Source organism: Pseudonocardia sp. ICBG162 (assembly GCF_020496225.1).
Lineage (GTDB): Bacteria > Actinomycetota > Actinomycetes > Mycobacteriales > Pseudonocardiaceae > Pseudonocardia > Pseudonocardia alni.
This window is the reverse complement of the sequence record NZ_JAHLJD010000013.1, coordinates 1788201-1808026: the sequence shown is the minus strand read 5'-3', so window position 1 is coordinate 1808026 and position 19826 is coordinate 1788201. Positions and strand designations below refer to the sequence as shown.

The 19826-nt window shown below is 74.7% G+C and carries 25 protein-coding genes and 1 tRNA gene; 16 read left to right on the top strand and 10 right to left on the bottom strand.

Features of this window, described 5'->3' with window-relative positions:
* Window positions 1-8 precede the first annotated feature (8 nt).
* Entirely contained in the window at window positions 9-626 is a 618-nt protein-coding gene (locus KPL60_RS11410; RefSeq protein ID WP_062404469.1) for a YdcF family protein, read from the top strand.
* Complete coding sequence (locus KPL60_RS11405) at window positions 623-1921, top strand: deoxyguanosinetriphosphate triphosphohydrolase (protein ID WP_226365788.1); 1299 nt, start codon at window positions 623-625, stop codon at window positions 1919-1921. The genes KPL60_RS11410 and KPL60_RS11405 overlap by 4 nt, the downstream gene beginning before the upstream one ends.
* A gap of 85 nt (window positions 1922-2006) precedes the next feature.
* On the opposite strand, the gene KPL60_RS11400 is transcribed toward KPL60_RS11405, so the two are convergent.
* The 3 genes from KPL60_RS11400 to KPL60_RS11390 form a co-directional block, all read right to left on the bottom strand.
* Complete coding sequence (locus KPL60_RS11400; protein ID WP_226365787.1) at window positions 2007-2789, bottom strand: HNH endonuclease family protein; 783 nt, start codon at window positions 2787-2789, stop codon at window positions 2007-2009.
* A gap of 268 nt (window positions 2790-3057) precedes the next feature.
* Window positions 3058-3504 carry an Hsp20/alpha crystallin family protein gene (locus KPL60_RS11395; RefSeq protein WP_062401541.1) on the bottom strand — a complete coding sequence of 149 codons (447 nt, stop codon included), beginning with the start codon at window positions 3502-3504 and terminating at the stop codon, window positions 3058-3060.
* A 128-nt stretch (window positions 3505-3632) separates the two neighbouring features.
* Window positions 3633-3998: a helix-turn-helix domain-containing protein gene (locus KPL60_RS11390; RefSeq protein ID WP_226365786.1), complete on the bottom strand. Its 366-nt coding sequence runs from the start codon at window positions 3996-3998 to the stop codon at window positions 3633-3635.
* A gap of 144 nt (window positions 3999-4142) precedes the next feature.
* On the opposite strand from KPL60_RS11390, the gene KPL60_RS11385 reads away from it, so the two are divergent.
* From KPL60_RS11385 to KPL60_RS11365, 5 genes are all read left to right on the top strand, one after another.
* A complete protein-coding gene (locus KPL60_RS11385) occupies window positions 4143-4526 on the top strand; it encodes a hypothetical protein (protein WP_062401545.1) in 384 nt (127 codons plus the stop codon).
* A 69-nt stretch (window positions 4527-4595) separates the two neighbouring features.
* The gene (locus tag KPL60_RS11380) at window positions 4596-5579 is read left to right on the top strand and encodes a DMT family transporter (protein ID WP_226365785.1); all 984 of its coding nucleotides are present in this window, start codon (window positions 4596-4598) and stop codon (window positions 5577-5579) included.
* Between the two features lie 10 nt (window positions 5580-5589).
* Window positions 5590-7458, top strand: a complete 1869-nt coding sequence (gene dnaG, locus KPL60_RS11375; protein WP_226365784.1) for a DNA primase — start codon at window positions 5590-5592, stop codon at window positions 7456-7458.
* Window positions 7455-7967, top strand: a complete 513-nt coding sequence (locus tag KPL60_RS11370) for a hypothetical protein (protein WP_226365783.1) — start codon at window positions 7455-7457, stop codon at window positions 7965-7967. Before dnaG ends, KPL60_RS11370 begins: the two co-directional genes overlap by 4 nt.
* Complete coding sequence (locus tag KPL60_RS11365; RefSeq protein WP_226365782.1) at window positions 7964-8734, top strand: trans-aconitate 2-methyltransferase; 771 nt, start codon at window positions 7964-7966, stop codon at window positions 8732-8734. The genes KPL60_RS11370 and KPL60_RS11365 overlap by 4 nt, the downstream gene beginning before the upstream one ends.
* Window positions 8735-8782: 48 nt before the next feature.
* Here KPL60_RS11365 and KPL60_RS11360 read toward each other — a convergent pair whose 3' ends face one another.
* Window positions 8783-8980, bottom strand: coding sequence for a hypothetical protein (locus tag KPL60_RS11360; protein ID WP_226365781.1), 198 nt, complete (start codon window positions 8978-8980; stop codon window positions 8783-8785).
* A 174-nt stretch (window positions 8981-9154) separates the two neighbouring features.
* Here KPL60_RS11360 and KPL60_RS11355 point away from each other — a divergent pair.
* The 3 genes from KPL60_RS11355 (at window position 9155) to KPL60_RS11345 (ending at window position 10379) form a co-directional block, all read left to right on the top strand.
* Window positions 9155-9226, top strand: a tRNA-Asn gene (locus tag KPL60_RS11355).
* A gap of 175 nt (window positions 9227-9401) precedes the next feature.
* Complete coding sequence (locus tag KPL60_RS11350) at window positions 9402-9893, top strand: SRPBCC family protein (protein WP_226365780.1); 492 nt, start codon at window positions 9402-9404, stop codon at window positions 9891-9893.
* Window positions 9894-10001: 108 nt separating this feature from the next.
* Window positions 10002-10379, top strand: a complete 378-nt coding sequence (locus tag KPL60_RS11345) for a hypothetical protein (RefSeq protein WP_226356032.1) — start codon at window positions 10002-10004, stop codon at window positions 10377-10379.
* Window positions 10380-10384: 5 nt separating this feature from the next.
* Here the strand turns inward: KPL60_RS11345 and KPL60_RS11340 are convergent, their stop codons facing one another.
* Window positions 10385-10810: a PPOX class F420-dependent oxidoreductase gene (locus tag KPL60_RS11340; RefSeq protein ID WP_226365779.1), complete on the bottom strand. Its 426-nt coding sequence runs from the start codon at window positions 10808-10810 to the stop codon at window positions 10385-10387.
* Window positions 10811-10844: 34 nt separating this feature from the next.
* A complete protein-coding gene (locus KPL60_RS11335) occupies window positions 10845-11450 on the bottom strand; it encodes a TetR/AcrR family transcriptional regulator (RefSeq protein WP_226356034.1) in 606 nt (201 codons plus the stop codon).
* A 71-nt stretch (window positions 11451-11521) separates the two neighbouring features.
* Here KPL60_RS11335 and KPL60_RS11330 point away from each other — a divergent pair, with 71 nt between their 5' ends.
* The gene (locus KPL60_RS11330) at window positions 11522-12733 is read left to right on the top strand and encodes a cytochrome P450 (RefSeq protein ID WP_226365778.1); all 1212 of its coding nucleotides are present in this window, start codon (window positions 11522-11524) and stop codon (window positions 12731-12733) included.
* Between the two features lie 12 nt (window positions 12734-12745).
* Here the strand turns inward: KPL60_RS11330 and KPL60_RS11325 are convergent, their stop codons facing one another.
* Entirely contained in the window at window positions 12746-13588 is an 843-nt protein-coding gene (locus tag KPL60_RS11325; RefSeq protein ID WP_226356036.1) for a helix-turn-helix transcriptional regulator, read from the bottom strand.
* 101 nt (window positions 13589-13689) lie between these two features.
* On the opposite strand from KPL60_RS11325, the gene KPL60_RS11320 reads away from it, so the two are divergent.
* From KPL60_RS11320 to KPL60_RS11300, 5 genes are all read left to right on the top strand, one after another.
* Entirely contained in the window at window positions 13690-14337 is a 648-nt protein-coding gene (locus KPL60_RS11320; RefSeq protein ID WP_226365777.1) for an SDR family oxidoreductase, read from the top strand.
* Between the two features lie 72 nt (window positions 14338-14409).
* The gene (locus tag KPL60_RS11315) at window positions 14410-15666 is read left to right on the top strand and encodes an alpha-hydroxy-acid oxidizing protein (RefSeq protein ID WP_226365776.1); all 1257 of its coding nucleotides are present in this window, start codon (window positions 14410-14412) and stop codon (window positions 15664-15666) included.
* A 61-nt stretch (window positions 15667-15727) separates the two neighbouring features.
* On the top strand, window positions 15728-16135 hold the full coding sequence (locus KPL60_RS11310; RefSeq protein ID WP_226365775.1) for a hypothetical protein: 408 nt from the start codon (window positions 15728-15730) through the stop codon (window positions 16133-16135).
* 42 nt (window positions 16136-16177) lie between these two features.
* On the top strand, window positions 16178-16549 hold the full coding sequence (locus KPL60_RS11305; RefSeq protein WP_226365774.1) for a hypothetical protein: 372 nt from the start codon (window positions 16178-16180) through the stop codon (window positions 16547-16549).
* A gap of 147 nt (window positions 16550-16696) precedes the next feature.
* Window positions 16697-16900, top strand: coding sequence for a cold-shock protein (locus KPL60_RS11300; protein WP_020624259.1), 204 nt, complete (start codon window positions 16697-16699; stop codon window positions 16898-16900).
* Window positions 16901-16967: 67 nt separating this feature from the next.
* Here the strand turns inward: KPL60_RS11300 and KPL60_RS11295 are convergent, their stop codons facing one another.
* The 3 genes from KPL60_RS11295 to KPL60_RS11285 all read right to left on the bottom strand — a co-directional run bounded on the left by KPL60_RS11295 (window position 16968) and on the right by KPL60_RS11285 (window position 19748).
* Window positions 16968-17615, bottom strand: a complete 648-nt coding sequence (locus tag KPL60_RS11295) for a TetR/AcrR family transcriptional regulator (RefSeq protein ID WP_226356041.1) — start codon at window positions 17613-17615, stop codon at window positions 16968-16970.
* A 160-nt stretch (window positions 17616-17775) separates the two neighbouring features.
* Complete coding sequence (locus KPL60_RS11290; RefSeq protein WP_226365773.1) at window positions 17776-19392, bottom strand: alpha/beta hydrolase; 1617 nt, start codon at window positions 19390-19392, stop codon at window positions 17776-17778.
* A complete protein-coding gene (locus KPL60_RS11285; protein WP_226356043.1) occupies window positions 19389-19748 on the bottom strand; it encodes a hypothetical protein in 360 nt (119 codons plus the stop codon). The genes KPL60_RS11290 and KPL60_RS11285 overlap by 4 nt, the downstream gene beginning before the upstream one ends.
* Window positions 19749-19826: the final 78 nt, after the last annotated feature.

Here is a 19826-nt window from a genome sequence, read left to right as displayed (position 1 = left end):
GGACCGGCATGACCTGGGGCGCGCGGCTGCTCGTCGGTGGGCTGGTCATGCTCGTCGCGGTGGTCGGGGTGACCGCGCTGCGGGTGTGGCAGGTCGCCCGGGTGGACGACCAGCGCCCCAGTGACGCGGTCGTCGTGCTCGGCGCCGCCCAGTACAACGGCGAGCCCAGCGCGGTGCTGGCCAACCGTCTCAAGCACGCCGAGCAGCTGTGGCGCGACGGCGTGGCCCCGCGGATCGTCACCGTCGGCGGCGGGCGGACGGGGGACCGCTACACCGAGGCCGAGGCCAGCCGGGACTGGCTGATCGAGCAGGGCGTGCCGTCCTCGGCGGTCGAGGCCGTGCCCGAGGGCGCGGACACGCTCGGCAGCCTGCAGGCGGTCGCGGCGACCGCGCGGCAGCAGGGCTGGTCCTCGGCGCTGCTGGTGTCCGACCCGTGGCACAGCCTGCGGGCCCGCACCATGGCCCGCGACGCCGGGCTGAAGGCCTACACCTCTCCGACCCGCAGCGGCCCGATCGTGCAGACCCGCGAGACGCAGCTGCGCTACATCTACCGCGAGACCGGTGCCCTGTTGTTCTACGAGCTGACCCACGCCTCGGTCGACACCGCGAGCAGCGGGCTGGGATGACCGTCCAGCACGCCCCGGCCGATCCGGGATACACCGCAGCCGACGCCGAGCGCCGCCACCCCGAGGCCCCGAAGGGGTCCGGGCTGGGGGAGCGCGGCCGCGTCGAGCGGCGCAGCCCCTACTCCCGGGACCGGGCCCGGGTGCTGCACTGCGCGGCGCTGCGCCGGCTCGCGGGCAAGACCCAGGTGGTCGGGCCGGGGGAGGGCGCCGAGGTCAGCGGCATCCCGCGGACCCGGCTGACGCACTCGTTGGAGGTCGCCCAGATCGGCCGCGGTGTCGCCGAGGAGCTGGGGCTCGACCCGGACGTCGTCGACGCCGCCGGGCTCGCCCACGACATCGGCCACCCGCCGTTCGGGCACAACGGCGAGCGGGCGCTCGACGTCGCGGGTGCGGAGTGCGGCGGGTTCGAGGGCAACGCCCAGACCCTGCGCATCCTGACCCGCCTGGAGCCGAAGGCCCGCTCCGGCGACGGCCTCGTCCCCGGCGGGCTCAACCTGACCCGGGCGACGCTGGACGCCGCCACCAAGTACCCGTGGGCGCGGCGCGGAGCGGAGCGCAAGTTCGGTGCCTACACCGACGACCTGCCCGCCCTGGAGTGGCTGCGCGCCGGGGACCGGCCGGGGGTGCGGAGCATGGAGGCCCAGGTCATGGACTGGGCCGACGACGTCGCCTACTCGGTGCACGACGTCGAGGACGCGGTGCACGCCGGCCGCATGGACCTGGCGGTGCTGTCCTCGCCCGCCGAGCGCGCGGCGCTCGCGGTGGAGGCGTCGCTGCGCTTCGGCGAGGACGAGGGGGCCTGCGCCGAGGCCGCCGCCCGGCTCGACGCGCTGCCGGTGGTCCGCGCGGTCCGCGGCTTCGACGCCGCCACCGCCGCGGGCGACGACCTGGTCGCGATGAAGCGGATGACCTCCGAGCTGGTGGGCCGGTTCGCGCTGGCCGCCACCGACGCGACCCTGGACACCTACGGCGACGCCCCCCTGGCCCGGCACCGCGCCGACCTGGTGGTCCCGGTCGTCGCGGCGGCGGAGGTCGTGGTGCTCAAGGCGCTGGCCACCCGCTACGTGATGAGCGACCCGCGGCGGCTGGAGATGCAGTCCCGCCAGCGCGACCTGCTGCACGACCTCGTCGCCGCGCTGTGCGCCCGGGGGCCGGACGTCCTGGACCCCGCCCGCGCGGAGGACTGGACGGCCGCCCCCGACGACCGCGCGCGGCTGCGCGTGGTGATCGACCAGGTCGCGACGCTGACCGACCCGCAGGCGCACGCCTGGCACCGCACGCTCTGCCGGCCCTGAGACCGGACCCTGCCGGCCCCGGGACGCCGACGGCCCCGCCGTCCGGTGGGACGGCGGGGCCGGGTCGGAGTCGGGGCCGGAGTCGTCAGCGCAGGGTGATCGCGGGCTTCGCCGCGTCGGCCTCGCTGGTCACGGCGCGGGTCGGGCAGGTCCCGAGGACCCGGTCGATCGCGTCGCGCTCGGCGCTGGTCACCCACAGCTTGTACTTCTTCTTCACCGCGACCTGCCGCGCGACGTAGGCGCAGCGGTAGCGGTTGTCCGGCGGGAGCCAGGTCGCGGCGTCGCCGTCGCCCTTGCGGGCGTTGGTCGGGCCGTCGACGGCGATCAGGTTCAGCGGGTCGTTCCCGATCTTCTCCCTAGTGGCCTCGTCCAGCTGCTGGGCGCCCTTCTGCCAGGCGTCGGACAGCGCGACGACGTGGTCGATCTGCACCTTCTCGCTGGTGCCCTGACCGCGGGTGAAGGAGATGGTGGTGCCGGTGTAGGAGTCGCGCAGCGACCCGGTGAGCACCACGCAGTCGTGGGTGCCCGCCTTGAACGTCTCGCGGTCCATGTCCCGGGCGAGGACCTGGTTGCGCTGGTCGCAGCCGTCGCGGTCGATGTCGGCCCAGCGGCGTCCGAACTGCTCGCGGGTGTAGCCGGTCTTCGGTGCCCGGCCCTTCACCGCCAGCGTCTTCAGCGTCGTCGACGCGCTGCCCGCGGCCGCGCCCTCCACGGTGCCGGGCGTCGCCGGCGCCGCGACACCGACGTCGACGACGCCGGTGTCGAGCGCCGCGTCCAGCACGTCCACGAACGACCCGGGGGATCCGCACCCGGCCATCACCAGCATCGTCGCGAGCAACCCGGCGACCCGCACACCTCGAACACGCACACCGGAGATGTTCGCGAATGCGAACGCCGGAACCACGTCAACACGCCGCGTGTTCGTCACTCAGGGTGAAGAGACTTGCCAGGAAGGGGCCGGTCCGTGCATAGGGTCGGGCCGTCGGTGGATCCGTGATCACGCTCACCGACCTGCGGTCCACCACTGCCGGGGTAGAACCCGAGCACGCCCGGGCTACGTGTGCTCGTCGCGACGGCCTCGCCGGCCGACCGGCCCGCCGCCGGGCCCGGCACGCGGCCGGGCCCGGCGGCGGAGGTCAGGCGTTGATCGCCGGCCGGTCGGAGTCGTGCCCGGACTCCACGGTGATCGTCCGCGGCTTGGCCGCCTCGGCGACGGGGATGCGGATGCGCAGCACCCCGGCGTCGTACGACGCGTGGATGGCGGACGTGTCGAGGTTGTCGCCGAGGAGCAGCTGACGGGCGAACACGCCGTAGGCCCGCTCGGAGGCGACCCACTCGACCTGGTCGGTGGTCCCGGTGTGGGTGGGCCGGCGTTCCGCCTTGACCGTCAGGGTGCTGCGCTCGACGGAGAGTTCGACGGCGTCCGGGTCGATGCCGGGCAGGTCGAACTCCACGACGAACTCGTCACCGTGACGCCAGGCGTCCATCGGCATCGCCGCGGGGCGCGACCAGGTGCCGCCGGACTCGAACGCCTGCGTGGCGAGCCGGTCCAGGGCCCGGAACGGGTCGGTACGCAGCAGCATCGTGAACCACTCCCTTCCAGCCGTGCCGGTTCGCGACCGGCCGGCTGACTCCTCGTCGTCCTTCGTCGGGTCGGTACTCCGGAGAGGAGCTCCGGATATCTCCAGTTATAGCTAGAGATTTTCTGCTGTCAAGGGCTCGGGCGGTCGGTGTTGCCGAGCTCGGTCTGCAGCTGCGCGAGCACCGTGCGCAGGCGCTCGATCTCGCGGTGCGCGGCGCCGAGGCGGTCCTCGCTGTCGGCGAGCTCCCCGCGCAGCCGATCGATCCACGACGCCGACCCCAGCGGGTGTCCCTCGTCCAGCAGGGTGCGCAGGCGGGCGGCTTGCTCCAGCTGGTTGCGCGAGTAGCGGCGGTGCCCGCCCGCGGAGCGGTGCGGATTCACCACGCCCGCGCTGTCCAGGCTGCGCAGGAAGGCGGGCTCGACCTCCAGCAGGTGCGCGGCCTGGCCCATCGCGACGGTCGGGTAGTCGGGGTCGTCGAGTCGGTCCAGTGCCATGGTCGGTCCTCCGTCGCGGTCCGCGGCGCACTCCTGGGCACCCGGACCGGTCCTCCGTCGAACCCGAGTGTAGCCGCTCAGTGGCGAAAATCTGACCTGTGCGCTACAGATATGAGAGAGACGACGATCCGGGAGGAGAGCGTGATGAACGAGAGCAGGGTCCGCACCGACCGTCCCCGGGAGGACGTCCTCCGCATCCGCGTGGAGGGCGAGCTGGACGCGGCGGCGGGCGCGTCGCTGTTGCGCCAGGTCGACGCGCGCCTCGCCGCCGCCGGAGCGGGCTGGGTGCCGGTGCGGCACGTCCTCGTCGACCTGGGCACCGGGGTCACCGCGCGCGGGGCGCGGGCGCTGCACCACCTGCGGCACATGGCGCGGAACCGCGGCCTGGACGTCCGGCTGATCGGCGCCGCACGCGTCGCGCCGCGCATGGTGCCGGGCGCCCGGGCGGTCCTGCACGGGATGCGCAACCACCCGGACCTGGCCTCGGCGCTCGCCGAGCTGGAGCCGCCGGCCGTCGTCGCGGCCTGACCGGACCGTGGGTGAGGCTCCCGCCACCCCGGCTTGCCCCGGTCGTTAGCACTGCGATGGAGTGGCGGCGTGACCTCCTCGCGTTGGCTCGTCCCGGTGCTGGCCGTGCTCTTCGTCCCGCTGTGGGCGTCCGGCTTCATCGCGGGCAAGATCGCGACCGGGTCCACCGACGTCCCCGCGGTCCTGCTCTGGCGGTTCGTGATCGCGCTGGTCGTGATGCTCGCCGCCGTCGCGGTGCTCCGGCCGGGCCTGCCGCGCGGCCGGGCCTGGCTGCACCTTGCGGTCACGGCGCTGCTGCTGCAGGTCGGGCAGTTCACCTTCGTCTACAGCGGGCTTGCCTCGGGCGTCCCCGCCGGACTGTCGAGCCTCATCCTCGGGATGGCGCCGCTGCTGGTCGGGCTGCTGACCCCGTTGCTGCTGGCCACCCGCCTGGGCGTCGGACCGGTGCTGGGCCTGCTGATCGGCGCCACCGGCGTCTACGTCGTGCTGGCCGACGACCTCGGTGCCGGTCTCGGCGGCAACCTCGTCTTCCCGGTGCTAGGCATGCTGTCGCTGGCGGCCGGCACGCTCTACCAGAAGCGGTTCAACGACAGCACCCCCGTGGTGACCAGCGTCGTGGTCCAGATGGCGACCTCGCTGGTCGCGACCCTGGCCGCCTGGCCGTTCCTCGGCGCGGACTGGCTGCCCCGCGCGCCGTCGGGCTGGGCGGCCGTGGCCTTCCTGGGGGTCGTGAACTCGGCGGGCGCCTTTGTGCTGATGTTCGTGCTGCTGCGGCTGCGGTCCACGGTGTTCGTGTCGTCGCTGCTCAACCTGGTCCCGGCGACGACGGCGCTGGTCGCCGTGCCCGTGCTCGGGGAGCCGCTCACCGTGCAGGCCGTGCTGGGCCTGGGCATCGCCCTGGTCGGCATGTTCGTCGGGCTGGGCCGGGTGCCCGGCCTGCGCGGCCGCCGGGTGGTCGCCGACGCGGCCGTCGCCGCCCCGTCCGAGCAGCCGGATGGACACGCCGTCGCACCGGCAGCGGGCGGACCGGGGCGCCGGGCCGGAGGCGCCTAGACTGGCCGGTGTGGCAGGACGGATCCGGGACGCCGACATCACCGAGGTCCGCAACCGCACGCGGGTCGAGGAGATCGTCGAGGAGTACGTGGCCCTCCGCCGCGCCGGGGCGGGCTCGCTGAAGGGCCTGTGCCCGTTCCACGACGAGAAGTCCCCGTCGTTCACCGTCCGCCCCTCGCACGGCACGTTCCACTGCTTCGGCTGCGGCGAGCACGGCAGCGTCATCGACTTCGTCATGAAGATGGAGGTCATCGGGTTCCCCGAGGCCGTCGAGCGGCTCGCCGAGCGGTGCGGGGTCCGGCTGACCTACGAGGGCGGCGGGTCCTCGGTGCAGCGCGACCGCGGCACCCGCAGCCGCCTGCTGGAGATCAACAAGAAGGCCCAGGCGTTCTACGCCGAGCAGCTCGCCACCCCCGCGGGCCGCGCGGGCGTGCAGTTCCTGGCCGACCGCGGCTTCGACACCGCGGCCGCGGAGAAGTTCGGCTGCGGGTACGCCCCGGCCGGCTGGGACACCGTCACCAAGCACCTGCTGTCCCAGGGTTTCGCGCTCGACGAGCTGATCAAGGCCGGCATCTCCAAGGAGGGCAGGCGCGGCGCGATCGACCGGTTCCACCGGCGCCTGCTGTGGCCGATCCGCGACCTGGGCGGCGACGTCGTCGGCTTCGGCGCGCGCCGGCTGTTCGACGACGACGGCATCGAGGCCAAGTACCTCAACACCTCCGAGACGCCGGTCTACCGCAAGACCCACGTGCTGTTCGGCCTCGACCAGGCCAAGCGGGAGATCGCGAAGACCCGGCAGGTGGTCGTCGTCGAGGGCTACACCGACGTGATGGCGATGCACCTGGCCGGGGTGACCACGGCGGTCGCGTCCTGTGGCACGGCGTTCGGCACCGAGCACGTCTCGGTCATCCGCCGGCTGATCGGCGACGACTCCTTCGACCGCGGCGAGGTCATCTACACCTTCGACGGCGACGCGGCCGGGCAGAGCGCCGCGATGAAGGCGTTCGAGGGCGACCAGAACTTCGCCGCGCAGACCTTCGTCGCCGTCGCCCCGGACGGTCAGGACCCCTGCGACCTGCGCAACAACCACGGCGACGCCGCCGTGAAGGACCTCGTCGCCCGGCGCGAGCCGCTGTTCGAGTTCGCCATCCGCACCGAGCTGCGCAGCCACGACCTCGCCAGCGCCGAGGGCCGGGTCGCGGCGCTGCAGCGGACCGTCCCGCTGGTCGCGCAGATCAAGCGGGAGGACCTGCGCGACGAGTACGCGCGACGGCTGGCCGGCTGGGTCGGCTGGGACGACATCGCCGTCGTCGTGCGACGGGTGCGCGAGAGCGCCGGGGTGTCGCCCGAGGGGGGCCGCTCCCGGCGTCGCGCCCCGCTGCCCGCCCCGAAGCGCGACGACACCCAGCTGCACCTGCAGCGCGAGGCGCTCAAGGCGGCGCTGCAGATCCCCGGCGTCGTCGGCCCCGGCTTCGACGAGCTGCCCGAGGCCGGGTTCACCCACCCGCAGCTGGCCGCGGTGCACCGGGCGATCATGGCCGCGGGCGGGGTGTGCGCCGGGCTGGACGGCTCGGACTGGCTCGACGCCGTCGTCGCCGAGGGTGCGGGCGACGACGTGAAGCGCCTGGTCAGCGAGCTGGCCGTGGAGAACATGGAGCTCCCCAAGCGCAACACCGACGAGGTCCGCTATGTCAACGGCGTCCTCGCCGGGGTCCGGCTCGGCCTGGTCGAGCGCGAGATCGCCGACCTCAAGTCGCAGCTGCAGCGCACCAACGCCGAGACCGACCACGACGAGTACATGGACCTGTTCGGCGTGCTCGTCCCGCTGGAGCAGTACAAGATCCAGCTGCGCGAGCAGGCGTCCGGGGTCGCGTCGTGACGGGCTTCTGGTCGCGGCTGCTCGGCCGCGAGCCGGTGCCCGACGCGGTCGCCGACGCCCTCGCCGACTCCGAGGCCGTCGTCGCCACCGCGCAGGCCCCGGACGGGATGCTCGTGGTCACCTCGTGGGGGATCTGGCCGCCCGGTGGGGAGCGGCTGGGCTGGCACGAGATCGCGAAGGCCACCTGGGACAAGGTCAGCCTGGTCGTGACGCCGACCTCGGCCGAGCAGATCGCCCCCGGCACCGAGCTGCTCGCCGACGGGCGCCCGCTGCGGTTCCGGCTCACCGACCCGGGGAAGGTGCCGCAGGCGGTGCAGGAGCGGGTCACCCAGTCCATCCGCACCCGGAACCGGCGCGAGCTGCCCGGGGGAGGGGTCTGGGTGCTGCAGCGCCGCGTCCCCGGCCGCGACGGGCTGGTCCTGCAGGTGCGCCCCGACCCGGGCACCGACCCCGTCGCCGCGCGACGCCTCGCCGAGGGCATCGCCGCCCGCCTCCCGGAGGACCCGTGAGCACCAGCTGGGACCCGGCCCTCTACCGCGCCTTCGACGACCACCGCTCCCGCCCGTTCCTCGACCTGCTGGCCCGGGTGGGGGAGACCGACCCGGCGCTGACCCGGGTCGTCGACGCCGGCTGCGGCCCCGGCCACCTGACCGGGCTGCTCGCCCGGCGGTGGCCGACGGCGACGGTCGAGGCGTTCGACTCCTCCCCGGACATGGTCGCCGCGGCCCGCGCCGCCGGCGTCGACGCCACGCGGGTCGACGTGCGCGACTGGACCCCGCCCCGCGACACCGGGGTGCTCGTGACCAACGCGGTGCTGCAGTGGGTGCCGGAGCACCCCGACGTGCTGCGCCGCTGGGTGGCCTCGCTCGCGCCCGGGGCGTGGATCGCGGTGCAGGTCCCCGGCAACTTCGACGCCCCCTCCCACGTGCTGACCCGCGAGGTCGCGACGCTCCCGCAGTGGCGGGACCGGATTCTGCTGCGCGGCACCGAGACCGTGCTCGACCCGCTCGGCTACGCCGACATCCTGGCCGCCGCGGGCGCCGACGTCGACGCCTGGGAGACGACCTACCTCCAGCGGCTCGACGGCGACGACCCGGTCCTGCGCTGGATCTCCGGCACCGCCCTGCGCCCGGTCCGCGACGCCCTCGACGACGACGCCTACGACGCGTTCGTCCGCGAGCTCGCGCCCCGGCTGCGGGCGGCCTACCCGCCGAGCGCCGACGGCGGCACCTGGTTCCCGTTCCGCCGCGTCTTCGCGGTCGCCCGCACACGCTGACCCGCCCGTCCCGTGACCCGGGGACGGGTCACGGGACGGGGCGAGCCCTCAGCGCCCGGTGTTCTGGCCGCCGCGCACCTTGTCGAGCGCACCCTCGACACCCGCCCGCGCGACGCCCGCGGCGCCCTGCACCGCGGGATGGTCCGCCGCCCGGTGATAGGCACGGACGAGCTGTTCGTAGCGCTCGTGACCGGCTCTGGTGCCGAGGACGTACCCGACGGCGACACCCACGAGGAATTTGACCATTCCCCTCACCTCCGACCGCGACCGTACCCGGACCGCGGCCGCTGTCCGACCGCCACCCGGATGGGGCTCCGACCTGCGGGAACAGCGGCCGAACGGGGGGTTGCGATAGGGCTGTACGGGGTGTTGTAGAGTTCTTCTCGTCGCCGGGAACACCACCCGGAACGGCATGAACGGTCCTCCGTAGCTCAATGGCAGAGCACCCGACTGTTAATCGGGCGGTTATTGGTTCGAGTCCAATCGGAGGAGCATGTCCCGAGGTCAGTCAGGTGACCCGGGCAGCCACTCACGATCGACCCCCTAGACCATCACCGATGGTTCCGGGGGTCGCTCCGTCTCCGGGGACGATCCGACGGTCGTGGACGCCCGTGGTCACGGTCACTAGCGTGTGCACCCTTCGTCCGGAGCCCCTGGAGCACCCGCCGTGAGGTACACCGTCTCGACCGAGATCGCCCTGCCGCGGGAGAGCGTGGTCCAGCTGCTCGCCGACCCCGTCCACCTGCCGAGATGGCTGCGCGGCCTGGTGCTGCACGAGCCCATCGACGGACTGCACGGGGAGGTCGGTACCCGGTCGCGCGTCGTGCTGCGGACGGGAGGGCAGGAGATGGAGGCCGTCGAGACCATCACGCGCCGGGAACCGTCGGACCTGAACGGGATCCCGGCGGACAGGGTCGTCCACTTCGAACGTGAGATCGTCGCCGACGGTATGTGGAGTGCCGCTCGGGAACGGTTCACCGAGGCCGGTCCGGGGACGACGCTCTGGACGAGCGAGAACGAGTACCGGTTCAGCAGCCTGTCCATGCGACTGGCGGCGCCACTCCTGCGCGGCGTCTTCCGCCGGCAGTCACGACTGCACATGCAGGACTTCGTGGCATTCGCCGAGCGGGGTGCCGACGTCCGTGACGCGGAGGGTTGACCGCGCCGCGCGCGACGGTGCACGGGCCCGCCGGGGCGGTGTAACGCGGCATCGCGGCGATCCGACATCGGGACCGCAACCACCCACACCGGACGTGGAGGACCCGCGATGTCGAACGTCGTGCTGAAGCTCGCCCAGGCGATCGGGATCGTCGTGCTCGCCGTCCTCGTCGTCGGCACGGTGATCGGCATCCTGCAGTGGGTCGTCGTCGCCGCCGGTCTGGTCGCGCTGCCGGTGGCGGGCATCTGGCTGTACTCGCGTCTGTCCGGCCGCTCGTCGGCGAGCCCCGCGCGGCGGTCGGCCCCGCGGCCCACCCGCGCCGACCGTGCGGTCACGGCCCGCCGGGCCGAGCTGGAGGGCCGGGCGGTCTACGACGCGGTGGGCCGCTGCGGGTGGTGCGGCTCGGGGACGCGGCACCAGGACCGGTACGGATTCCCCACCACACCGCTCGCGTTCCACCGCGGTGAGATCGACGCGCTGCTGTAGCGGTCTCACCCCACGTCGCGCGCCCGGATCCCCACCTCGTGCGGATCCACCTGCTGATCCTCGGGTGACAGCGCGAGGGTGAGGATCCGCGTCGGGTGGATCCGGATGATCGGTCCCGACCCCGCCGACTGCCCCGCGGAGTCCGTCGGCTCCGTCAGCGCCTCGCCCCGTCCCCGGATCTCGACGAACCGCACCCGCCACGGGTCGGTCGACAGCACGTCGTCGACGACGAAGGCGACCTGCCCGTTCGCGGCGACGTTACGGAACTTGCGGCTGCGGTCCATGCGGAAGCCGCCGATGTCGATGGTCCCCAGCCTCGTGTTGACGCCGAACCCCACCGGGCTGGCCTGCAGCGTCCCGTCCGGCTGGGCGGTGGCGAGCCGCCCGATCCGCCGGCTGCGCAGGTAGGCGATCTCCTCGTCGGTGAACATGCCGCTGAACCTAGGACCTGAACGAAACTTCAGGTCAAGTAGTGGCCCGCGCGACCGCGGCCCGCGCCTCGGCCTCCGGCACCCCGAGGGTCAGCAGGTGCCCGAGGGCGACGTCGGCCTCGTCGCCGTCCCACCGTCCGTCCTGCGCGGCGTGCTGGTAGGCCATCGACCCCGCCTGCAGCACCTCGGCCAGCACCGGGGCCGCGACGTGCCGGGAGAACACACCGGCCCGCTGCCCGTTCTCCAGCAGCCGGATCATGATCGTGTGGAACGGCGCCATCGCGGCGCGGATCTCGTCGTCGGCGGTCCGGCGGGCCAGCGCGATGACCGGGCCGTAGCGCCGCGACGTGCTCCAGGTGCGCAGGAGGGTGGCTGCGAGCTCGCCGGCCGGGTCGGCTGCGTCGGGGTCGACCTCGCCGACCTGCTCGACGAAGTCCGCCGACGCCGCCCGGACGAGCGCGACCACCAGGTCGTGACGGCTGGTGAAGTGGCCGTAGACGGTGCGCCGCACGACGCCGGCGCGGGTTGCGACCTCGTCGAGCGAGGCGTCCGGATCCTCGCGCAGCACGGCCTGCGCGGCGTCCAGGATGGACCGCCGGTTCCGCTCCCGGGCCGACGGCCGCCGCTCCGTCCCTTTCATCACGAGTGCATTTTTGCACGAGGAGTGCAATCCTGGCGAGAGCCGAGGTCACCCAGGACGAGGAGCGGACGATGACGATCGACCACGACACCCGGCCGGTACGGCTGGACCAGGACTTCTTCGACGACCCCGACGCGCTCTACCGCGAGCTGCGCGACGCGCGTCCGGTCACCCGTGCGACCGGCCCGAACGGGCTGACGTTCTGGATGATCACCCGCTACGACGACGCCCGCGCCGCGCTGAACGACCCGCGGCTGCAGAAGGACTCCCGGCGGCTGCCCGAGGTGCTGCAGCGGCACGGTGCGACCTCGATCCGCCAGTTCGCCGACTCGCTCGTCGGGCACATGCTCAACGCCGACCCGCCGGACCACACCCGGCTGCGCAAGCTGGTCGGACGGGCGTTCACCGTCCGCGCGATCGCCCGGCTGCGGCCGCGGATCGAGCAGATCGCCACCGAGCTCGCCGACGCCGCCGAGCAGGCGGGTCCCGAGCTGGACCTGCTGGACCACTTCGCGTTCCCACTGCCGATGACGGTCATCTCCGAGATCCTCGGTGTCCCGGGGGAGCGGCGCGAGGACTTCCGGCACTGGTCGAACCTGCTGCTCTCCAGCGGACCCGACGAGGAGCGCGCCACGGCCGCCGCGTCGATGGCGCAGTTCCTGTCCGAGCTCGTCGCCGACAAGTCCGCCCACCCCGGCGACGACATGCTGTCCGAGATCGTCCGCGCCTCGGAGGACGGCGACTCGCTCAGCCCCACCGAGGTCACCGCGATGGCGTTCCTGCTGCTGGTCGCCGGGCACGAGACCACGGTCAACCTCATCGGCAACGGCGTGCTGGCGCTGCTGCGCGACCCCGACCAGCACGCCCGGCTGCGCGCCGACCCCGACCGGGTGCCGCAGGCGGTCGAGGAGTTCCTGCGCTACGACGGACCGGTCAACCTCGCCACGATCCGCTTCACCGACGAGCCCGTCGAGTACTCCGGCGTGACGATCCCGGCCGGCGAGGTCGTGCTCGTCTCGCTGATCGGGGCCAACCGCGACCCCGGGCGCTACCCGGACCCGCAGCGGTTCGACCCCGATCGCGACACCTCCGGGCACCTCGCGTTCGGCTACGGCATCCACCACTGCCTCGGCGCCCCGCTGGCCCGCCTCGAGGCCGACGTCGCGTTCCGGACGCTGCTCACGCGGTTCCCGGACATGGCGCTCGCCGGCGCCCCCGGGCAGCACCGGGAGAGCACGCTGATCCACGCGCTCACGGCACTCCCGGTGCGCCTGCACGCATGACCGGTACCCGGTTCAGCCCGCGCTGAACTGCTCGCTGCCGATCACCCGGAGCAGCTCCAGGCGCCGTTCGGTCTCGCTGCGCGGCGCCGCGGTGAGCACGAGCAGCGCCTGGGACCGGTCCTCGGTGAACAGCGCCTGGCAGTCCACCTCCAGCTCGCCGAGCTCCGGGTGGAGCAGCGTCTTGTGGTCGGCGAACCGGCGCCCGACCTCGTGCAGCTCCCACAGGGCGGCGAACTCGGGGCTGCGCTCCGACAGCACCCCCACCAGCTCCCCGGCCCGCGACCGGGGCCCGAGCATCGCCAGTGCCGCCCGCAGCGTCGCGACCTGCGCGCGGCTCTGGCGGGGCCGGTCGGCGGGCGGGTACAGGCGCTGGGCGTCCGGGTCGGTGAACCAGCGGAAGACCTCGCTGCGGGCGAGCCCGGTGTGGTGGGTGTGGTCCCCGAACAGCGCCCGGGCCATGTCGTTCTGCACGAGCGTCTCGCCGAGCACGGTCAGGATCAGGGCCGGGCTGTCGTGCAGCCGGTCCAGCACCCGCAGCAGTGCCGGGGCCACGTGATCGGACACCGGGCCCGACGCCGGCGCGTTCCGGCCCGCGCACCGGAACAGGTAGTCGCGCTCCTCGGTGCCGAGCCGCAGCGCCCGGGCCAGCGACGCCAGCATCTGCTCGCTCGGCTGCGGTCCGCGCTGCTGCTCCAGCCGCGTGTAGTAGTCGGCCGACATGACCGCGAGCGTCGCGACCTCCTCGCGGCGCAGCCCCGCCGTGCGCCGGCGCGCGCCGTCGGGGAGCCCGACGTCGCCGGGGCGGAGGCCGGCGCGGTGCCGGCGCAGGAAGTCGGCCAGGGCTGCACGGTCCACGCCGCCGAGTATCCGCGGGGACCCGCCGGGCAACCAGGGACCGGTGATCCCCCGATGACCGGTCTCTGCCGTCCCGTCCGCCGCGCGGCGACGGTGGGGCCATGCAGATCACCGGACGCACCGTCTTCATCCCCGGCTCGACGAGTGGAATCGGACTCGCCCTGGCCTTGGCCCTGCACGAGCGCGGCAACACCGTGGTCCTCGGCGGCCGGCGCCGCGACCTGCTCGACGTGCTCGTCGCGATGGCCGGGATCATGCGGGTCGAGGACTGGCACGGCCCCGAGGGCTTCCTGGCCTCGGCCGAGCAGGTCGTCACCACCAACCTGCTCGGCCCGATCCGGCTGATCGGCGCGCTCGTGGAGCACCTGCGGGGACGGCCGGTCGCGTCGGTCGTCACGGTGTCGTCGGGGCTGGCGTTCGTCCCGCTCGCCGCGACGCCCAGCTACAACGCCACCAAGGCCGCGGTGCACATGCTCACCGAATCGCTGCGCCTGCAGCTCGCCGACACGACCGTCGAGCTCGTCGAGATCGTGCCGCCGTCGGTGGCGACCGACCTGCTGCCCGGCCATCAGGACAGCCCGATCGCGATGCCGCTCGACGACTTCGTCGCCGAGGTCCTCGCGCTGCTCGAGGCCGGGACACCGGGCGGGGAGGTCCTCGTCGAGCGGGTGCTGCCGCTGCGCCGCGCGGAGGCCCGCGGCGAGTACGCCGACGTCGTCGCCCGGCTGAACGCGGCCGACCCGCACTGACCCGGCACCGCACCGGCCCGGGACCGGCGGCGCGGTCCGTAGGCTGACCGCGCGACGACGGGGGAGGGCGCCATGACGGCACCGGGCCGGGCTCGGCAGGATCGGATCTACCGCGACGGCGTCTCCGGCGCCCGTCCCCGGGTCCCGACCGGTCCCGACGAGCTGGAGCGTCGCGCGCGGCGGGCCATGAGCCGGCGCGCCGACGCCTACGTCACCGGTGGCGCGGGCGCCGAGACCACGATGCGCGCCAACCGAGCGGCGTTCGCGCGCCGGGAGATCGTGCCGCGGGTGCTGCGCGACGTCGGCGAGCGCGACCTGAGCGTCGAGCTGTTCGGCCGCACGCTGCCCGCCCCGCTGCTCCTCGCCCCGATCGGCGCGCTGGACCTGGTCCGGCGCGGCGCCGACCTCGCCGTCGCCCGCGGGGCCGCGGCCGCCGGGGTCCCGATGGTGATCTCCAACCAGGCCGGGACGCCGATGGAGGACATCGCCGCCGTCGGCGGCCCCACCTGGTTCCAGCTGTACTGGTCCACCTCCGACGAGCTCGTCGACAGCTTCCTGCGCCGCGCCGAGGCCTCCGGCTGCGACGCCGTCGTCGTCACCCTCGACACGACGATGCTCGGCTGGCGCCCCCGCGACCTCGACCTGGGCCACCTGCCCTTCGCCCGCGGCATCGGGATCGCCCAGTACACCTCCGACCCGGTGTTCCGCGGCCTGGTGGAACAGACCCTCGCCGCGCCGTCGGCCGGGGCGCCGCCGAAGGTCACCCCGCAGGCCGTGCGCACCCTGCTCGAGATCACCCGCAACGCCCCCGGACGGTTCCGGGACAACCTGCGCTCGCCCGTCCCGCGGGCGGCCGTGGAGACCTTCCTGCGGGTCTACTCGCGACCGCGACTGTCCTGGGAGGACCTGGCGACCCTGCGCTCGCGGACCCGGCTGCCGATCCTGCTCAAGGGGGTCCTGCACCCCGACGACGCCCGCCGCGCCGCCGACGCCGGGGTGGACGGCGTCGTCGTGTCCAACCACGGGGGCCGCCAGATCGACCACGCGGTCGCCTCGCTGGACGCGCTGCCCGGTGTCGTCGACGCCGTCGGCGACGCGCTGCCGGTGCTGCTCGACTCCGGGGTGCGCACCGGCGCCGACGTCGCGACCGCGGTCCAGCTCGGCGCCCGCGCCGTGCTGCTGGGGCGCCCGTTCGTGCACGGGCTCGCCCTGGACGGGGCCCGCGGCGTCGCGCAGGTGCTGCAGAACGTCGTCGCCGAGCTCGACCTGCTCTGCGGGCTGGCGGGGGCCACCACCCCGGCCGGGATCGAGCTGCGCGAGCGTCCCTGACGGGTCACCCGGCGGTGCGGTCCGGCGCGCCCGCCCGCCCGGGCCGTGGCACGGTCGGATCATGACGCGCACGACGGCCACCCGTATCCGGCAGGACGTCGCCCGCCTCGCGCTCGGCGCGATGCTGGTGTTCGCCGGGACCTCGCACCTCACCTTCGCCCGCCGCGAGTTCCGCGCCCAGGTGCCGCCGTGGGTCCCGATGGACACCGACGACGTCGTGCTGCTCTCCGGGGCCGCCGAGATCGCGCTCGGCGCCGCGCTGGCCGGCCTCCCGAAGGAGCGCCGCCGGGTCGGCGGCCTGGCCGCGGCGTTCTTCACCGCGATCTTCCCGGGCAACGTCTCCCAGTACCGCAACCGCGTCGACGGGTTCGGCCTCGACACCGACACGAAGCGCGCCGCGCGGCTGGCCGGGCAGCCGCTGCTGGTGGCGTGGGCGCTCTGCGCGGGCGGGCTGATCCCGCGCCGGTGAGCCGGTGCCGGTCCGTCGCCGGCCCACCGTCATGATCACCGGATGGACGCGATGGTGCGGATCGGGCTCGTCGAGCTCGCCCTCGGTGCGATGCTGGGCTGGGCGGTGGTCGTGTCGGTGACCCGCCCCGACGCGTGGCGGCGGATCGGGATCGTGGAACCGCGCCGGCTGCTGCAGGCGCACCTCGACTTCGTGCTGATGGGGCTGATCCTGGTCGCCGTCGGGCTGGCCGCGCCGGACCTGCCGGGCTGGCTCGTGGCCGTGCTGGTGTTCGGCACCTGGGTCAACCCGGCGCTGTTCCTGCCGATGGCCTGGGGACCGGACGTCGTCCGGCACCCGGTCTTCCGGGCCGTCAGCGGACTGTCCTTCGTCGCGACCAGCGGCGGGCTGGTACTGGCCGCGATCCTCGCCTGACCGCCCCGGGGACCCCGCAAAAGCGGTCGAAAGGGACGCTCGACGCGACGCGCCGGTACCCGATCGCACGTCGCCTGTAGCACGGCGGGGTCCGGTACGGCTAATGTCCACCCCGTAGGAACCGGCAAGACGCGAGGAGACATCCGGATGCCACAGGGAACCGTCAAGTGGTTCAACGCGGAGAAGGGGTACGGGTTCATCACGCCGGACGGAGGCGGGCAGGACCTGTTCGTCCACTTCAGCGCGATCCAGTCCTCCGGATACCGCAGCCTCGACGAGGGGCAGACCGTGACCTTCGAGGTCACCCAGGGTCAGAAGGGTCCGCAGGCGGACCAGGTCGTTCCCACCTGACCGCCTGATCCGACGCCGACGCCCGGGGTGCTCACGCGAAGCACCCCGGGCGTCGTCGTGTCGGGGGTCAGGACGCCAGGCGGGTCTCCAGCCCGGCGACGACGAGCTCGACGCGGCTCAGGGTCCAGCTGCGCGGCGGGTCGTCGATCCGGTCGCGGAACACCGAGCGGATCTGCGCGTCGAACGGCTCGGCCGACTCCAGCACCTGGTCGCGCCGGCGCGCGTCCCCGATGCCGAGGGAGTTGGCCGTCAGCCACGGCTGCATTCCCATGTGGATGGCGGTCGAGGCGCCCAGCACCGCGTCCTCGGCGGTGAAGCCCGCCTCCAGCAGCCGGTCGGTCAGCCGCCGGAACGCCGACAGCACCGCCTCGGGGGACTCCGGCAGCCGCACCATCGCGGGGGCGAGCCCCGGGTGCTCGGCCATCACGTCGAACGTCGCCGCCGCGAACGCCAGCATCTGCTCCTGCCACCGGCCCTCGTCGGTCGCGGGGAAGACGTCGTCGGTCACCACGTCGTCCACCAGCGCGGCGACGAGCGCCTCCAGGCTGGGGAAGTGGCGGTAGAACGTGGAGTACTTCACGCCGACCCGGGCGGTCACCGCACCGACCGTCAGGTCGGAGAAGCCGAGCTCGCGCGCAGCGGCCAGCAGTGTCGCGCGGTCGGTCAGTGGCGGACGGCCGGTGCGCCGTGCCGGTCTGCTCTCGGTCTCGGTCACGCCCGCATGCTACTGCCCGTGCCCACGTCCGGGACAGGCTAGTCGCGGTTGGTCTGACGACTACCTGTGACCTGGCCCATCTCTGGTTCGTTGAGCGGTCGTTCGTTCGGCCGGACGGACGTGCGGTGGTCTCGCAAAGCGGATCGATCATGACGGAGCGTCACGACGGAACGGGTGCTCCGGCGACGATCCGGCCGAGGGTGCGCAGGCTCGGCGAGCCGGGGTCCCAGTAGCCGCCGTGCGCGGCGGCGAACGCGGACTCGTCGTTCGGGGTGGCCGGGTCGTCCGTGCGCGGGAGCACCGACCCGGGGGCCGAGTCGAACACCCGTGCACCGAACCCCGGTGCCGCCGGGTCCGGGCCGTGCAGGAGCCCGGTGGGGGCGAGACCGCGCGAGGTCGCGAAGACCTCGACCCCGGGCACCCGGCCGATCGGGTCGTGCCGCGCGGTCGTCGCCCAGACGTGCCCGGGTGCGGTGCCGAGCTCGGAGGCGTGCCCCGTGCCGGTCCCGGGGCTGCCGACGAACACGACGTCGTCGGCGGCGAGGCCGCCGCCCCGGGCGGCGTTCCCGAGCACCGTCGAGCCGTAGGAATGCCCGACGACGGTCAGGTGGACCGGTCCGGCGTGCCCGGCCCGCAGGCCGTCCTGGAAGGACCGCAGGTCCCCGGTGGCGGCGCGGGCGGCCGCGGGGTCCGCCGCCGCGAGCAGGTCCGGGGGAGCGTCGTAGCCGGTCCACAGCACCGCGGCCACGGCGCCGTCCGGCGCGGCCGCCCGGGCGGCCGCGCGGGTCGCCTCGACCCGGGCCAGGTCGCCGGGCACCGTGTCCCAGCCCGCGGTCGTCCCCGGGACGTGGGTGAGCACGTGCGCGGCGCGTCCCGGGTCGCCGACGGCGAGCACGAGCCGCCCGCCGGTGCTCCCGCGCTCCAGGCGGAGCAGGTACGCGTCACCGGCGTCCAGGCGTCGACGGGTGGCCTCCAGCCCGGCCGAGGCCCGCCGGGCGCGGTCCGCGCCCGCGGTGTCCCCGGCCCGGTCCAGCAGCGCCGCCCGGGCCCGCAGCCGGGACAGCTCGGCGTCGAGCAGGACCCGGTTCGCCCGGTCCCGGTCGGCGACCGGCACGCCGTCCAGCCCGCCGACGAGCCCGGGCCGGGTGTGCAGCAGCTGCTCCCGGTCGGCCCCCGGCAGCCCGGTCCACCAGGACCGCACGGCACCGGCGTCCGCACCGGCGGGCGGCGCCGCGGCGGGCGCGACCGGGCGGGGCGCCGCCGCGGGGGCGGGGCGGAGCGCGTCGAGCGCGGCGGCCGTGGCGCGGTCGGACCGGGCGGCGGCGCCGACGGCGTCGGCCACCGTGGTGGACAGGCGGACCAGGTCCGCCCCGAAGCGGGCGACCATCGCGGGCAGCCGCCACACACCCGGCGGGTGCGCGCCGACGCCGGCGGACAGCGTGCCGCGCTCGAGGTCGACGACGAACTGCGGGTGCACCGCCAGCGCGGCGACGACGAGCCGGCGCTGGGCGTCGAGCACCTCACCGGCGTGGGTGCCCAGCACCTGCGCGGCCCGGGACGCGGTGCCCGCGTCGGCACGCAGCCTGCGGACCTGCTCGGCGCGGGCGAGCGCGGCCGCGTCGGCGTCGGCCCCGCTCCACGACTCCGGTGCGGAGCGTTCCAGCTCGGCCGCGCGGTCGGACAGGGCCCGGGACATCCCGTCCCAGGTGCCGGCGCGGCGCAGCCACGCGCCGGGGTCGGCGGCCACGAGGTCGCCCAGCGCGGGCCCGGCGCTCACGAGGCGCGCCCGGCGAACGCCACCGCGGCGTCGTCGTCGGCGGCGCGCCAGGCCGCGGCGGCCGCGCGCAGGGCCGACGCCGTCGACGCGGTGTGCCCCGCGTGCTCCCGGACGGCCCGCACCATCGCGTCCTCCCAGGCCGCGGCGGCCGTCCCGGCCGCGAAGCCGGGCACCGGCACGGCGGGGCCGACGAGCGCCGCGTCCCCGGTGAGGCCCTCGGCGACGCGGTCGAGCGCCGCGGCGGCGGCGTCGAGCCCGTCCGGGTCGGAGCGCGCCACCCCGCCCGACGACGGGTGCGGCCCGGGAAGGGGCCGTCCGCTCGTCCACGGCGTCCCCGGTCGGTCTCGGTCGTGCACCGCGGCACCTCCGTCGTCGGTGGCGGGCCCGCCCGGCCCGCCCGCGTCGGGAGGAGTGTGCGTGCCGCGCGGCCCCGG

Bases quoted from the DNA above. Each gene is read 5' to 3' on its own strand.
- KPL60_RS11315 (WP_226365776.1), top strand. From the start codon at position 14,410: ATGACGGCACCGGGCCGGGCTCGGCAGGATCGGATCTACCGCGACGGC.
- KPL60_RS11335 (WP_226356034.1), bottom strand. From the start codon at position 11,450: ATGAAAGGGACGGAGCGGCGGCCGTCGGCCCGGGAGCGGAACCGGCGG.
- KPL60_RS11330 (WP_226365778.1), top strand. From the start codon at position 11,522: ATGACGATCGACCACGACACCCGGCCGGTACGGCTGGACCAGGACTTC.
- KPL60_RS11300 (WP_020624259.1), top strand. From the start codon at position 16,697: ATGCCACAGGGAACCGTCAAGTGGTTCAACGCGGAGAAGGGGTACGGG.
- KPL60_RS11405 (WP_226365788.1), top strand. From the start codon at position 623: ATGACCGTCCAGCACGCCCCGGCCGATCCGGGATACACCGCAGCCGAC.
- KPL60_RS11320 (WP_226365777.1), top strand. From the start codon at position 13,690: ATGCAGATCACCGGACGCACCGTCTTCATCCCCGGCTCGACGAGTGGA.
- KPL60_RS11360 (WP_226365781.1), bottom strand. From the start codon at position 8,980: ATGGTCAAATTCCTCGTGGGTGTCGCCGTCGGGTACGTCCTCGGCACC.
- KPL60_RS11395 (WP_062401541.1), bottom strand. From the start codon at position 3,504: ATGCTGCTGCGTACCGACCCGTTCCGGGCCCTGGACCGGCTCGCCACG.
- KPL60_RS11340 (WP_226365779.1), bottom strand. From the start codon at position 10,810: ATGTTCACCGACGAGGAGATCGCCTACCTGCGCAGCCGGCGGATCGGG.
- KPL60_RS11385 (WP_062401545.1), top strand. From the start codon at position 4,143: ATGAACGAGAGCAGGGTCCGCACCGACCGTCCCCGGGAGGACGTCCTC.
- KPL60_RS11305 (WP_226365774.1), top strand. From the start codon at position 16,178: ATGGACGCGATGGTGCGGATCGGGCTCGTCGAGCTCGCCCTCGGTGCG.
- KPL60_RS11310 (WP_226365775.1), top strand. From the start codon at position 15,728: ATGACGCGCACGACGGCCACCCGTATCCGGCAGGACGTCGCCCGCCTC.
- KPL60_RS11390 (WP_226365786.1), bottom strand. From the start codon at position 3,998: ATGGCACTGGACCGACTCGACGACCCCGACTACCCGACCGTCGCGATG.
- KPL60_RS11410 (WP_062404469.1), top strand. From the start codon at position 9: ATGACCTGGGGCGCGCGGCTGCTCGTCGGTGGGCTGGTCATGCTCGTC.
- KPL60_RS11345 (WP_226356032.1), top strand. From the start codon at position 10,002: ATGTCGAACGTCGTGCTGAAGCTCGCCCAGGCGATCGGGATCGTCGTG.